The following is a 13,848-nucleotide window of genomic DNA, read 5'->3' as shown; positions in this document are numbered from 1 at the left end:
GCGGCTGATTAACCCACCGGAGAGTCAGTAGGGGGTGGCCGGTCATGCTGCGCCCGGGTGCCACCGGTGTCAGGGGGTCTCGCGCCGGACGTTCAGTCCGTCGTCCGCTCCGCCGTCAGATACGCGATCACCATGTCGCCCAGCATGGCGCGGTAGTGCGCGCGTTGCGTCCGGTCGAGCAGGTCGCGGCCGAACAGCGCGCCGAAGGTGTGCCGGTTGGAGACCCGGAAGAAGCAGAACGAGGAGATCATCGCGTGCAGGTCGACGGCGTCGACGTCGGCCGTGAACAGGCCCGACTCCCGGCCCGACGCCAGGATCCGGCGGATCACGTCCAGGGCGGGGGAGCCGATCTTCCCGAGCTTCTCGGAGCCGGCGATGTGCTGTGCCTCGTGAATGTTCTCGATGCTGACCAGGCGGATGAAGTCGGGGTGCTGCTCGTGGTGGTCGAAGGTCACCTCGGCGAGCCTCCGGATGGCCGCGACCGGGTCCAGGTGGTCGACGTCGAGCTGCTGCTCGGCCTCCCGGATCACGCCGTACGCCCGCTCCAGCACGGCCGTGAACAGCTGTTCCTTGCCGCCGAAGTAGTAGTAGATCATCCGCTTCGTGGTGCGGGTGCGGGCGGCGATCTCGTCCACCCGGGCCCCGTCGTAGCCGGCCCGCGCGAACTCCTGGGTGGCGACGTCGAGGATCTCGGCCCGGGTGCGGGCGGCGTCACGGATGCGCTCGCCGGGTCGTGCCGGTTCTTCGGCGCTGGTCATCAGGTTCCTTCGGGCGGAGGGGCCGGTGCCGGTGATTGTAGAAGCGCGGGGCCGTCCCTCCGCTGGGTCTTCCCGAGCCGATGCCCGGCTCATGCAGCTACCGTACTGGTTCGTACATTAGCGGCCGCTCGGAAGGCGCACGTGCCCAAGGAGTCGTATCTCGTCGGACTGATCCGGGTGTGAGTAGTTGCGGTACAGGAAGTGCCGCTGAGATGGGTCACGGTCCGGCCGGCACACCGGCCGGGGGCTCCGCAGGAGCTCGCTGAAGGCCCGCAAAGCGGACTCTGTGACTGGCCATCCGGTTCGTCGACGACTTCGCCGACGACATCCTCGCCGCCTGGACCGAACGCCGCCTGATCGCCGTCGCCGCCGCCACGAAGGCCTCGCCGGCCGGATGGGCCGCGCTGGAAGAGTGGCTGCTGCCCATGGCCCAGGCGGGGCCTCCGCTGCCGGCCAGCGCATGCTCACTCAACAGGACGATAGGCAAGCAGAACACGCACCTGCACCGGACAGCGTCGTTCCGTTCCGCTCGCCGAAGGCTTGAACCCGTCCGGCTCCCGGGGCTGTCAGTGCGCGTGACTGCGGGAGCCGCTTCGAAGTGACAGCGGGAGTGAGCGGCGCGGCGGCCAGAGAGGCGCAATCAGTTTGGATGGCTATGCCTAAAGCGCTCCGCAGTGAACGCGCGCTTGCCGGCTGCGGTCCCCATCGTGGCCGATGGGGCGCCGGTGGAGTGGGGACCTGCCTCGGTGCGGCGTGTCGCGGTTTCCCACGAAATCCGGTGGAGTCTCAGCGGCCGGAAGTGGTTGGGTCCTGCTCAATGCTTCGCTGACACGGCCCGGCACAGTGCGAGGCGCAAGGTCCGAATCGCAGGCGCGGTCTAGTGCCGCAGCAGGCAACGTTCGCCCCGTCGCAACGCCCGGCACGCACTCTCGCCGCACCGGGCGCAAGCCCAGTACACCCAGTACGAGGGCTTGCACCCGGCACGCCGAGAGCACGCACCGGACGCCGCTCCTTGACGGGCAAACGTTGCCTGCCGCGGCACTAGCCCGCGTGTCGTCGGGTGATGGAGGTTATCGCGGTGGCTGGTTATGGGGCGCTTTCCGACGTATACGAGTGGCTGATCGGGGACGACAGGCTGACCCCCGCCCAGGCAGCCGCGGTCTACTGCAGCGATGTCGTGGGCTCTCTGCCGCCCAACGCGCGCGTCCTCGACTGTGCGTGTGGAACCGGCCAGCTCGCCGTCGGTCTCGCAAGTCTTGGCCTTGACGTGGTCGCCGCAGACGCCAGCAATGGGATGGTTCGCCGGACCGAGAAGGCCGCCGACGAGCAGGGTGTCTCGCTTCGAGCCCTCCGCGCGAGCTGGGACGAGCTGCCCGACCACCTGGAGGACTCCACGTTCGATCTGGTGTTCTGCGTCGGCAACTCGCTCGGGCACGCTGAGGGCGCAGCCGGGCGCCTGACCGCACTGGAAGCGATGTCGCGGCTGCTGAATCCGGGCGGACGCCTCGTGCTCACGTCACGCAACTGGGAGCTCGTGCGCTCCGCCGGCTCACGGGTAGACGTCCGCGATCGACTCATCCGCCGCAACGACCGCGATGCGGTCGTCAGCTACTACTGGCAGATCGAGCAGCGCTGGGAGCAGGAACACTTCCTCGAGATCGTGGTCGCCCAGATCGAGCCGGATGGGGCAGTGCGAGCCTGCTCGGAGCGGTTGTCCATCTGGCCCTACCGGTACGAGGACCTCGTGGCGCAGTTGCGGAGTGTCGGGCTCACGGTGCAGTCCACCACCTTCGACCCCGAGAGCGACGGATACCTGGTGGTCGCCAGTCGCGACCAGGCGCGAGGCACGTCTGAGTCGGCGCCCTGATCCGCCTTTCGTCGTTGTCGACCTGCCGGCTCGCGACCGCCTGCAGCGGGTTCTTCGCGAAGTGTTCAATGCTTGAAGCGGTTGCTGCGGGTGCGGTCCTCGCCGCGCTGGCTTCCGACCTGCGGACGCGGCCTGCACCGCCTCCACCAAGGCATTCGTGATCCTGGTGGCACGCTGCTGCCGATCGACCGAATCGCGGCCGACCGGCCCTTCTACTCCGGGAAACATGAGAAGCACGGCATGAACGTGCAGATCATCACCGATCCCGCCGGGCGACTAGTGTGGGCATCGCCTGCACTGCCCGGCGCGGTCCACGCCATCAAGGCCGCGCGAACCCACGGCATCCTCGACGCCCTGGAGGTAGCCGGCGTGGAGTGCTGGGCCGACAAGGGGTACCGGGGCGCCGGCGGCACCGTACGGCTGCCCTATTGGGGTCGCCGACACGGTCCTCGTCTGCTCCAGCGTCTCCCCGCAGGCGGTGGACGACGACGCCCTCGCCGCCGAGCAGCTCCACCGGCTCGCCGACCTGGCGGGGGAGTCCGGCGTCCGGGTCGCCTATGAGGCACTCGCCTGGGGCCGGCACGTCAGTACCTGGGACCATGCCTGGCGCATCGTCGAGGCCGCCGCCCGCTTCGAGTTCGCCGACGGTGAGCTGGAGACCTACCGCGACCTCGGCATCCTCTACGACCGCGACGTCCACGGTGTCTTCCGCCACTGCTGCACCCGCACCGTCGGCCGGGTCTTCGTCGCACTCGTCCAGCGCGACGGCGGCTACCGGGGGGCTACGGCGCCGCCAACGCCCCGCGCACGTCCGCGTCGCGCAGCAGGGCGTCGCCGTCCACCGTGAGCGTCTCCGCGTCGAGGGCGACCTCTCCGGCACCGGCCTCCAGCCGCGCCCCGTTGAGGTCGACGGTGCCGGCGACCGAGGCGCCCGTCAGCCGCACCTCGCCGCGCGCCCGCAGGCCCGGCGCCGACAGGCCGTCCCCGACGGTCACATGGTTGAGCTGGAGCGCGGGCCGGCCGGAGGGCGGTTCGTCGATGGTGGCCCCGTCCATGAACAACGCGCTGGAGATCTGCGCGCCGCCGAGCCGCACGGGTCCCTCGAACAGGCAGCCGGGCATGCGCAGCACGCCGTCCACGCGCAGGGTGTCGGCGTCCAGGCCGGGCAGGGCGGAGCCGCGCAGGTTCAGCTGGCGCAGCCGCGCCGCGTACAGGACGGGCACCTCCTCGAAGAAGCAGTCGCTCAGGCGCACGGCGTGGCCGATGTCGGCGTACTGGAGGTTCAGCGTCCCGGTGATCCGCGCGCCGGCCAGTCTGAGGGCGGCCGTCTCCCCGTCCTCCTGCGGGGCGCTGAGCAGCAGTGCCCGCACCACGGCCGCCCGCAGGGTCCGTTCGGGCCCCCAGCCGGCGCCGCGCGCGGGGTCCTCGTCCGCCGGTTCCCGTAGGTCGACGTCCGCCCCGCGCGCGAAGGCGCGCCACACCCGGTCCTCGGCGGGCGTCATATTGTCGCTCTCCATCAGCGCGGACTCTGGCGCGCCCGGCCGGAGACTGTCACCCGCCTCCGGCCGGGTCCGGTTACGCCCTGGTGTTCCACTCCGAGACAACAGGCCGGCCGTGTTCGGTCGACAGCCGGCAGACCGTGCCGGTCTCCAGCCGGAACAGTCGCCCCTCCGCCGGGGACAGACCCAGCCGGCGGGCCGTCACGACGCGGAGGAAGTGGCCGTGGGCCACCAGCATCACATCGCCCTCGGGAAGCGCCTTCGCCGCCCGGGCCAGTACCCGGTCGGCCCGCTCGCCGACCTCCTCGGGGGACTCGCCCGGTTCGCCTCCGGGCCCGGGCGGGCCGCCGTCGGTCCACAGGTCCCACTCGGGGCGGGTGCGGTGTATCTCCTCGGTGGTGACGCCCTCGTAGGCGCCGTAGTACCACTCGTGCAGGTCCGCCTCCCGCACGGCCCCCGTCAGGCCCGCGAGTTCGGCGGTGCGTACCGCGCGGGCGAGCGGGCTGGTGAGGACCAGTGCGAAGGAGCGGTCCGCGAGGAGCGGGGCGAGCGACTTGGCCTGTTCCTCACCGTTCGGGGTGAGGGGCAGGTCGGTGAAGCTGGTGTGCTGTCCACTCCGGCTCCACTCCGTCTCGCCGTGGCGGACCAGCAGCAGATCACCCACGCGCTACGCCTTCTTCGCGGACTCGACGGCGTGGCCGCCGAACTGGTTGCGCAGCGCCGCGATCATCTTCATCTGCGGCGAGTCGTCCTGCCGGGAGGCGAACCGGGAGAAGAGGGAGGCGGTGATCGCGGGCAGCGGCACGGAGTTGTCGATCGCGGCCTCCACGGTCCAGCGTCCCTCGCCGGAGTCCTGGGCGTAACCCCGGAGCTCCTCCAGGTGCTCGTCCTCGTCGAGGGCCTCCACCGCCAGTTCCAGCAGCCAGGACCGGATGACGGTGCCCTCCTGCCAGGAGCGGAACACCTCGCGGACGTTGTCCACCGAGTCCACGGCCTCCAGCAGTTCCCAGCCCTCGGCGTAGGCCTGCATCATCGCGTACTCGATGCCGTTGTGGACCATCTTGGCGAAGTGCCCGGCGCCGACCTTGCCCGCGTGGACGAAGCCGTACGGGCCCTCCGGCTTGAGCGCCTCGAAGATCGGCAGCAGCCGGTCGACGTACTCCTTCTCGCCGCCCACCATCAGGGCGTAGCCGTTCTTCAGGCCCCACACGCCGCCGGAGACACCCGCGTCGACGAAGCCGATGCCGCGCTTGCCCAGTTCCTCGGCGTGCCTCTCGTCGTCCGTCCAGCGGGAGTTGCCGCCGTCGACCACCGTGTCGTAGGGCTTCAGGAGACCCGCGAGCTGGTCGATGACGTGCTGGGTGGGCTCGCCGGCCGGGACCATGACCCAGACCGTGCGGGGTGCTTCCAGCTGGTTGACGAGGTCGGCCAGACTGCCGACGTCGGACTTCTCGGGGTTGGTGTCGTATCCGATGACGGTGTGGCCGGCGTTGCGCAGGCGCTCGCGCATGTTGCCGCCCATCTTGCCGAGACCCACAAGACCGATCTGCATGTCAGTTCACTTCCCGGAGATTGCGGTAGGTGGCCACCAGCGCGGCCGTGGACGGGTCGAGACCGGGGACGGACCCCGCCGCGTCAGCGGCTGACGAGAACGTCTCGGTCAGGGCGGGCTCGACGCGCTTGGCGAGGACCTTGCCCAGCTCCACGCCCCACTGGTCGAAGGAGTCGATGTTCCACACGGCGCCCTGCACGAACACCTTGTGCTCGTAGAGGGCGACGAGCTGGCCGAGGACCGACGGGGTCAGTTCGGTGGCCAGGATCGTCGTGGTGGGGTGGTTGCCCCGGAAGGTGCGGTGGGGCACCTGTTCCTCGGGGACGCCCTCCGCGCGCACCTCCTCGGCGGTCTTGCCGAAGGCGAGCGCCTGCCCCTGCGCGAACAGGTTGGCCATCAGCAGGTCGTGCTGCGCCTTCAGTTCGTCGCTCAGCTCGCCGACGGGCCGGGCGAAGCCGATCAGGTCGGCCGGGATGAGCTTGGTGCCCTGGTGGATCAACTGGTAGTAGGCGTGCTGCCCGTTGGTGCCCGGCGTGCCCCACACCACCGGCCCGGTCTGCCACTCCACGGGGTGGCCGTCGCGGTCCACCGACTTGCCGTTGGACTCCATGTCGAGCTGCTGGAGGTAGGCGGTGAACTTCGACAGGTAGTGGCTGTAGGGCAGTACCGCGTGCGACTGGGCGTCGTGGAAGTTGCCGTACCAGATGCCCAGCAGGCCCATGATCAGCGGGGCGTTGGCCTCCGCGGGGGCGTTGCGGAAGTGCTCGTCGACGATGCGGAAGCCGTCGAGCATCTCCCGGAAGCGGTCCGGGCCGATCGCGATCATCAGGGACAGCCCGATCGCGGAGTCGTACGAGTAGCGACCGCCGACCCAGTCCCAGAACTCGAACATGTTGTCGACGTCGATGCCGAAGTCGGCGACCTTCTCGGCGTTCGTGGACAGCGCCACGAAGTGCTGGGCGACCGCCTTGTCATCGCCCCCGAGGCCGTCCAGCAGCCAGGAGCGCGCCGAGGTCGCGTTCGTGAGGGTCTCGATCGTGGTGAAGGTCTTGGACGCGACGATGAACAGCGTCTCGGCCGGGTCCAGGTCGCGGGTGGCCTCGTGCAGGTCGGAGCCGTCCACGTTCGACACGAACCGGAACGTCAGCTCCCGGGCCGTGAACGGCCGCAGCGCGTCGTAGGCCATCGCCGGGCCGAGGTCCGAGCCGCCGATGCCGATGTTGACGACGTTGCGGATGCGCTTGCCGGTGTGCCCGGTCCATTCACCCGAGCGCACCCGGTTCGCGAAGGCGACCATCCTGTCCAGCACGGCGTGCACGCCCGGGACGACGTTCTCGCCGTCGACCTCGATGACGGCGTCCCGCGGGGCGCGCAGCGCGGTGTGCAGCACGGCCCGGTTCTCGGTGACGTTGATCCGCTCACCGCGGAACATGGCGTCGCGCAGCCCGAACACGTCGGTCGCGGCGGCCAGTTCCTGGAGCAGGGCGAGCGTCTCGTCGGTGATCAGGTGCTTGGAGTAGTCGATGCGCAGGTCGCCCACGCGCACGACGTGGCGCTCGGCGCGCCCCGGGTCCGCCGCGAACAGCTCACGCAGGTCCGGCCGGGGCAGGGCGTCCTTGCGGTGGTCCTCCAGGGCGGCCCACTCGGGGCGCCGGGTGAGCCTCGGGGAACCGGAGGGGGAGTCAGGCATGGGCAGGGGTCTCCTCGGTTGCCTCGCCGTTCAGGGCGATGGCGTACATCTCGTCCGCGTCGAGGCGCCGCAGCTCCTCGGCGATGAGTTCGGAGGTGGCACGGACCTTGAGCGCGAGGGTGCGCGACGGCTGGCCCGGCAGGGTCAGCGTGGCCAGCGGTCCCTCGGGGCGGTCGATGACGATCTCGCCGTGCTCCGTGCCCAGGCGCACGGCCGTGACGACCGGACCGGCGGTGACCACACGGTCGACCCGGACGTGCAGCCGTGCCTCCAGCCAGCGGGCCAGCAGCTCGGCGGCCGGGTTCTCGGCCTCGGCCTCCACGGCCGCCGAGGTGATCCGGACCCGGGCCTGGTCGAGCGCCGCCGCCAGCATCGAACGCCAGGGCGTCAGCCGGGTCCAGGCGAGATCGGTGTCGCCGGGCGCGTAGGAGCGGACCCGGCTCTCCAGCACCTCCAGGGGGTTGGCGACGGCGTACAGGTCGGTGATCCGGCGCTGGGCCAGCGCTCCGAGCGGGTCCTTCGAGGGCACCTCGGGGGCGTCCATCGGCCACCACACCACCACCGGCGCGTCCGGCAGCAGCAGCGGCAGCACCACCGAGTCGGCGTGGTCGGACACCTCGCCGTAGGTCCGCAGGATCACCGTCTCGCCGGTGCCCGCGTCGGCGCCCACCCGGACCTCGGCGTCCAGGCGGGACGCCTGACGGTCGCGCGGGGTGCGGGCGTGCCGCTTGATGACGACCAGGGTGCGCGAGGGGTGCTCGTGCGAGGCCTCCTCGGCCGCCTTGATCGCGTCGTAGGCGTTCTCCTCGTCCGTGACGATCACCATCGTCAGGACCATGCCCACGGCAGGCGTGCCGATGGCGCGGCGCCCCTGCACCAGCGCTTTGTTGATCTTGCTTGCCGTGGTGTCGGTCAGGTCGATCTTCATGGCCTGCGCCAGCTCCGTCCGTCTCGTGCGAGCATCTCGTCGGCTTCCTCGGGTCCCCAGCTGCCCGAGGCGTACTGCGCGGGCCGGCCGTGCGTGGCCCAGTACTGCTCGATCGGGTCGAGGATCTTCCAGGACTCTTCCACTTCCTGGTGACGGGGGAACAGGTTGGCGTCGCCCAGGAGGACGTCGAGGATCAGCCGTTCGTACGCCTCGGGGCTCGACTCGGTGAACGACTCGCCGTAGGCGAAGTCCATCGTGACGTCCCGGATCTCCATCGACGTACCCGGCACCTTCGAGCCGAAGCGGACCGTCATGCCCTCGTCCGGCTGGACGCGGATGACGATCGCGTTGGAGCCCAGCTCCTCGGTCGCGGTGGAGTCGAAGGGGGAGTGCGGGGCCCGCTGGAACACCACCGCGATCTCCGTCACCCGGCGGCCGAGCCGCTTGCCGGTGCGCAGGTAGAACGGGACGCCCGCCCAGCGGCGGTTGTCCACCTGGAGCCTGACCGCGGCGTAGGTGTCGGTCGTGGAGGACTGGTCGATGCCGTCCTCCTCCAGATAGCCCCGCACCTTCGTGCCGCCCTGCCAGGCCGCCGCGTACTGGGCGCGCACGGTGCCCTGCCCGAGGTCCTGCGGCAGCCGCACGGCCTTGAGGACCTTCAGCTTCTCGGTGAGCAGCGAGGCGGCGTCGAAGGCGGCCGGCTCCTCCATCGCGGTGAGCGCCATGAGCTGCAGCAGGTGGTTCTGGATGACGTCGCGGGCGGCGCCGATGCCGTCGTAGTAGCCGGCCCGGCCGCCGATGCCGATGTCCTCGGCCATGGTGATCTGCACATGGTCGACGTACGACCGGTTCCAGATCGGTTCGAACATCTGGTTGGCGAAGCGCAGGGCCAGGATGTTCTGGACGGTCTCCTTGCCGAGGTAGTGGTCGATGCGGAAGACCTGCTCCGGGTCGAACACCTCGTGCACGATCGCGTTCAGCTCGCAGGCGCTGTCGAGGTCGTGCCCGAACGGTTTCTCGATGACCGCGCGGCGCCAGGCGCCCTCGGGGGCGTCGGCCAGCTTGTGCTTCTTCAGCTGCTGGACGACCTTGGGGAAGAACTTCGGCGGCACCGAGAGATAGAAGGCGTAGTTGCCGCTGGTGCCCCGGGAGGCGTCCAGCTCTTCCACGGCGGAGCGCAGCCGCTTGAACGCCGTGTCGTCGTCGAAGTCGCCCGGGATGAAGCGCATGCCCTCGGCGAGCTGCTGCCAGACCTCCTCGCGGAACGGGGTGCGCGCGTGCGCGCGGACCGCGTCGTGCACCACCTGCGCGAAGTCCTGGTTCTCCCAGTCCCGGCGGGCGAAGCCCACCAGGGAGAAGCCCGGCGGCAGCAGACCCCGGTTGGCCAGGTCGTACACGGCCGGCATCAGCTTCTTGCGGGACAGGTCACCGGTGACGCCGAAGATGACCAGGCCGGACGGCCCCGCGATCCTGGGCAGACGGCGGTCGCCCGGGTCGCGCAGCGGGTTGGTGAAGTCGGGGTCCGCGTGGTCGGTGCGCGGGGCGGTCGGCGGCTCACCGCCCACCCCGGTCTGCTCCACCCCGGTGGCCTGCGGCTCACCGCCCACCCCGCTCTGCTCCACCCCGGTGGCCTGCGGCTCACCGCCCACCCCGGTCTGCTCCACCCCGGTGGCCTGCGGCTCACCGCTCACCCCGCTCTGCTCCACCCCGGTGGCCTGCGGCTCACCGCCCACCCCGGTCTGCTCCACCCCGGCGGCCTCCTGGGCCATCCGGGCCTCCTTGTCCTCCTTGGTGCCCCTGGTCTCCTGTTCGGCCGTCTGGGGGATGCCCTCGCTCATTCCGCGTCAACTCCCTTTTCGTTCAAGGACTCGGTGACCGCCTCCGGCAGGTCCTGCCAGGCCACCTCGAACTTGGCCACGCCCTCGTCCTCCAGTTGCCGCACCACCTCGTCGTATGCAATGCCGAGCCGTTCGATGTCCGCCAGGTCCGCTCGGGCCCGGTCGTAGCCGCCGGTGACGGTGTCGCCCCGGACGTCACCGTGGTCGGCGACGGCGTTCAGCGTGGCCTCCGGCATGGTGTCGACCGTGCCGGGGCGACCAGTTCGTCCACGTACAGGGTGTCCTCGTAGGCGGGCTCCTTCACACCGGTGGAGGCCCAAAGGGGGCGCTGCCGGTTTCCATGGGCATCTGCCAGGGCATGCCGGCGCGGCCCGGCGAAGACCTCTTCGTACGCCTGGTAGGCGAGCCGCGCCTTGGCCAGGGCCGCCCTGCCCTTCGGGGCGAGGGCCTCGTCGGTCGCTTCGGTCACAGTGATCATCTTCTTTCGGGCGGTCGGTCAGCCGCGAGCCGCGGACAGGGATTCCCGCGCGGCGGCGACGACGTTCTCGGGCGTGAAGCCGTACGCGGCGAAGAGCGTCCCGGCGTCGGCGGAAGCACCGAAGTGCTCCAGGGAGACGACGCGCCCCGCGTCCCCGACGAACCGGTACCAGGTCAGGCCGATGCCGGCCTCGACGGCGACCCGGGCCTTCACGGAGGGCGGAAGCACACGGTCGCGGTACGAGCGAGGCTGCTCCTCGAACCACTCCACGGACGGCATCGACACGACGCGGGTGGGCACGCCCGCCTCCTGGAGACGCTCGCGCGCCTCGGCGGCGACGTGGACCTCGGAACCGGTGGCGATCAGGATCACCTGCGGCTCGCCGCCCTCCGCCTCGAACCGCACGTAGCCGCCGCGTGCCGCTCGCGCGTCCGGTTCGTAGGTCGGCACGCCCTGGCGGGTGAGCGCGAGTCCGTGCGGGGCCGGGGCGGTGGAGTGCCGCTTCAGGATCTCGGCCCAGACGACGGCGGTCTCGTTGGCGTCGGCGGGGCGTACGACGTTCAGGCCCGGGATCGCGCGCAGCGCGGCCAGGTGCTCGACCGGCTGGTGGGTAGGGCCGTCCTCGCCCAGGCCGATGGAGTCGTGCGTCCACACGTAGGTCACCGGCAGCTGCATCAGGGCCGACATCCGCACCGCGTTGCGCATGTAGTCGGAGAAGACCAGGAACGTGCCGCCGTAGATCCGGGTGTTGCCGTGCAGGGCGATGCCGTTCATCTCCGCGGCCATGGAGAACTCGCGGATGCCGAAGTGGACCGTGCGGCCGTACGGGTCCGCCTCCGGCAGCGGGTTGCCCGCCGGGAGGAACGAGCTGGTCTTGTCGATGGTGGTGTTGTTGGAACCGGCCAGGTCGGCCGAACCGCCCCACAGCTCCGGGACGACCGGGCCGAGCGCCTGGAGGACCTTGCCGGAGGCCGCGCGGGTGGCGACCGCCTTGCCCGGCTCGAACACCGGCAGGGCGTCCTCCCAGCCCTCGGGCAGCTCGCCCTTGCCGACGCGGTCGAAGGTGGCGGCCCGCTCCGGGTTCTCGCCCCGCCAGGCGGCGACCCGCTTGTCCCAGGCGGTGTGCGCCTCGGCGCCCCGGTCCAGGGCCCGGCGGGTGTGGGCCAGTACCTCGTCGGCGACCTCGAAGGACCGCTCGGGGTCGAAGCCGAGGAGGCGCTTGGTGGCCGCGACCTCGTCCTCGCCGAGCGCGGAACCGTGCGCGGCCTCGGTGTTCCGGGCGTTCGGGGCGGGCCAGGCGATGATCGTGCGCATCGCGATGATCGAGGGGCGCCCGGTCTCGGCCCGCGCCGCCCGCAGCGCCGCGTGCAGCGCGGGCACGTCGACGTCGCCGTCCTCCCGCGGTTCGATCCGCTGCACGTGCCAGCCGTACGCCTCGTAGCGCTTCAGCACGTCCTCGGAGAACGCGGTCGCGGTGTCGCCCTCGATGGAGATGTGGTTGTCGTCGTAGAGGAAGACCAGGTTGCCGAGCTTCTGGTGGCCGGCGAGCGAGGAGGCCTCGGCGGAGACCCCTTCCTGGAGGTCGCCGTCGGAGACGATCGCCCAGATCGTGTGGTCGAAGGGGGAGTCGCCCTCGGGGGCGTCCGGGTCGAACAGGCCGCGCTCGTAGCGGGCGGCCATCGCCATGCCGACGGCGTTCGCGACGCCCTGGCCGAGCGGGCCGGTGGTGGTCTCCACGCCCGCCGTGTGCCCGTACTCGGGGTGACCGGGCGTCTTGGAGCCGTGCGTGCGGAACGCCTGCAGATCGTCGAGCTCCAGCTCGTAGCCCGCGAGGTAGAGCTGCGTGTAGAGGGTCAGCGAGGTATGGCCGGGGGAGAGGACGAAGCGGTCACGGCCGGTCCACTCGGGATCGGCGGGATCGTGCCGCATCACCTTCTGAAAGATCGTGTAGGCGGCCGGTGCCAGGCTCATCGCGGTACCGGGATGGCCGTTGCCGACCCGCTGGACGGCATCCGCCGCCAGGAGACGGGCGGTGTCGACGGCACGCCGGTCGAGTTCGGTCCATTCGAAGCGGTCCGCTGTCTGCGTGCTCATCTTCAAGAAGTCCTCGATAGGAGCGAAGTTGCTGGTCTGATGCGTTCAAAACTAAAAGTCTGACTTTTTCGACGGAAGGTCGTCGTGTGCCAGCCTGTGGTGAAAGTGGGACACCCACGGGCAGCAGGGCACGCGAGCGGGGCGGCACGAGGCGGACATGGCGGACAGAAGCATCCAAGGCGGCGACGGGATCGCTACGTTCCCCTTTCCGGTCGAGCTCAGTGTCGGCGGCGTCGGCATGCAGGTCGGCCCGATGGGCACCGGCCGGACGTGGCACGTCGACACGCCGCCGGAGCGCGTGCACCGCATCGACTTCCACATCGTCCTGCTGTTCGGCGCGGGCCCGGTCCGGCACATGGTCGACTTCACCGAGTACGAGGCCACGGCCGGTGACCTGCTGTGGATCCGCCCCGGGCAGGTCCACCGCTTCTCGCCCTCCAGCGAGTACCGCGGAACCGTGCTGACCATGCAACCCGGCTTCCTGCCCCGCTCGACCGTGGAGGCCACCGGCCTCTACCGCTACGACCTGCCGCCGCTGCTGCATCCGGACACCGCCCAACTCGCCGGTCTGCGGGCCGCACTGGCACACCTGCGGCGTGAGTACGAGGACACGGCGACGCTCCCGATCAGCCTGCACACCGCGGTCCTGCGCCACGCGCTGACGGCGTTCCTGCTGCGGCTCGCCCACCTCGCGGCGAGCTCGCCGCAGGCCCTGCGGCAGCGGTCCGACTCCACCTTCACCCTCTTCCGGGACGCCGTGGAGCGGGACTTCGCCGCCAACCACAGCGTCAGCGCCTACGCCGACGCGCTCGGCTACTCCCGCCGCACCCTGGTCCGGGCGGTGCGCGCGGCGACCGGTGACACGCCCAAGGCCTTCATCGACAAGCGCGTGGTCCTGGAGGCCAAACGGCTGCTCGCCCACACCGAGTTGCCGATCGGCAGGGTCGGCGTGGCGGTCGGCTTCCCGGACGCCGCGAACTTCTCCAAGTTCTTCCACCAGCACACGGAGCAGACCCCGGCGGCGTTCCGGGCCGAGTTGCGCTGACGGCGGCCCGGCACAGCGAGAAGGGGGCCCCCCCCCGCGGGGGGGCCCCCCCCGGAAACCAGAAATCCCCAAGGGTAACCACATGTAGTGACACAAGGG

Annotated in this window: 10 protein-coding genes and 3 pseudogenes; 4 read left to right on the top strand and 9 right to left on the bottom strand. The window is 70.8% G+C overall.

The window, feature by feature from the left end:
• Positions 1-92: 92 nt before the first annotated feature.
• Entirely contained in the window at positions 93-758 is a 666-nt protein-coding gene (locus ABTX62_RS37180) for a TetR family transcriptional regulator (protein ID WP_352120320.1), read from the bottom strand.
• 1,063 nt (positions 759-1,821) lie between these two features.
• Here ABTX62_RS37180 and ABTX62_RS37175 point away from each other — a divergent pair.
• The 3 genes and pseudogenes from ABTX62_RS37175 to ABTX62_RS37165 all read left to right on the top strand — a co-directional run.
• Complete coding sequence (locus ABTX62_RS37175) at positions 1,822-2,625, top strand: class I SAM-dependent methyltransferase (protein ID WP_352120319.1); 804 nt, start codon at positions 1,822-1,824, stop codon at positions 2,623-2,625.
• Between the two features lie 121 nt (positions 2,626-2,746).
• Positions 2,747-3,063 (top strand): annotated as a pseudogene (locus ABTX62_RS37170) (transposase family protein); the annotation flags it as partial.
• Positions 3,062-3,250 (top strand): annotated as a pseudogene (locus ABTX62_RS37165) (sugar phosphate isomerase/epimerase and 4-hydroxyphenylpyruvate domain-containing protein); the annotation flags it as partial. The pseudogenes ABTX62_RS37170 and ABTX62_RS37165, both read left to right, overlap by 2 nt.
• Before the next feature lie 157 nt (positions 3,251-3,407).
• Here the strand turns inward: ABTX62_RS37165 and ABTX62_RS37160 are convergent.
• The 8 genes and pseudogenes from ABTX62_RS37160 to tkt all read right to left on the bottom strand — a co-directional run bounded on the left by ABTX62_RS37160 (position 3,408) and on the right by tkt (position 12,704).
• Positions 3,408-4,142, bottom strand: coding sequence for a hypothetical protein (locus ABTX62_RS37160; protein WP_352120318.1), 735 nt, complete (start codon positions 4,140-4,142; stop codon positions 3,408-3,410).
• Positions 4,143-4,200: 58 nt separating this feature from the next.
• Positions 4,201-4,788, bottom strand: a complete 588-nt coding sequence (locus ABTX62_RS37155; protein ID WP_352120317.1) for a histidine phosphatase family protein — start codon at positions 4,786-4,788, stop codon at positions 4,201-4,203.
• Between the two features lie 3 nt (positions 4,789-4,791).
• Complete coding sequence (gene gnd, locus ABTX62_RS37150) at positions 4,792-5,676, bottom strand: phosphogluconate dehydrogenase (NAD(+)-dependent, decarboxylating) (RefSeq protein ID WP_352120316.1); 885 nt, start codon at positions 5,674-5,676, stop codon at positions 4,792-4,794.
• Position 5,677: 1 nt separating this feature from the next.
• Positions 5,678-7,366, bottom strand: a complete 1,689-nt coding sequence (gene pgi / locus ABTX62_RS37145; RefSeq protein WP_352120315.1) for a glucose-6-phosphate isomerase — start codon at positions 7,364-7,366, stop codon at positions 5,678-5,680.
• Positions 7,359-8,294, bottom strand: a complete 936-nt coding sequence (opcA, locus tag ABTX62_RS37140) for a glucose-6-phosphate dehydrogenase assembly protein OpcA (protein ID WP_352120314.1) — start codon at positions 8,292-8,294, stop codon at positions 7,359-7,361. Before opcA ends, pgi begins: the two co-directional genes overlap by 8 nt.
• A complete protein-coding gene (gene zwf / locus ABTX62_RS37135) occupies positions 8,291-10,132 on the bottom strand; it encodes a glucose-6-phosphate dehydrogenase (RefSeq protein WP_352120313.1) in 1,842 nt (613 codons plus the stop codon). Before zwf ends, opcA begins: the two co-directional genes overlap by 4 nt.
• A pseudogene (locus ABTX62_RS37130) lies at positions 10,129-10,589 on the bottom strand (transaldolase family protein); the annotation flags it as partial. The gene zwf and the pseudogene ABTX62_RS37130, both read right to left, overlap by 4 nt.
• 39 nt (positions 10,590-10,628) lie before the next feature.
• Positions 10,629-12,704 (bottom strand): transketolase, encoded by a 2,076-nt coding sequence (gene tkt / locus ABTX62_RS37125; protein ID WP_352120312.1) that lies wholly within the window; start codon positions 12,702-12,704, stop codon positions 10,629-10,631.
• Positions 12,705-12,861: 157 nt separating this feature from the next.
• On the opposite strand from tkt, the gene ABTX62_RS37120 reads away from it, so the two are divergent.
• Positions 12,862-13,749, top strand: a complete 888-nt coding sequence (locus tag ABTX62_RS37120) for a helix-turn-helix domain-containing protein (RefSeq protein ID WP_352120311.1) — start codon at positions 12,862-12,864, stop codon at positions 13,747-13,749.
• The last annotated feature ends 99 nt before the right edge of the window (positions 13,750-13,848 follow it).

The organism is Streptomyces sp. NPDC096046 (assembly GCF_040303285.1).
Classification (GTDB): domain Bacteria; phylum Actinomycetota; class Actinomycetes; order Streptomycetales; family Streptomycetaceae; genus Streptomyces.
Note: the sequence above shows the minus strand (reverse complement) of the source record. Positions and strands in the feature narration are given on the sequence as shown.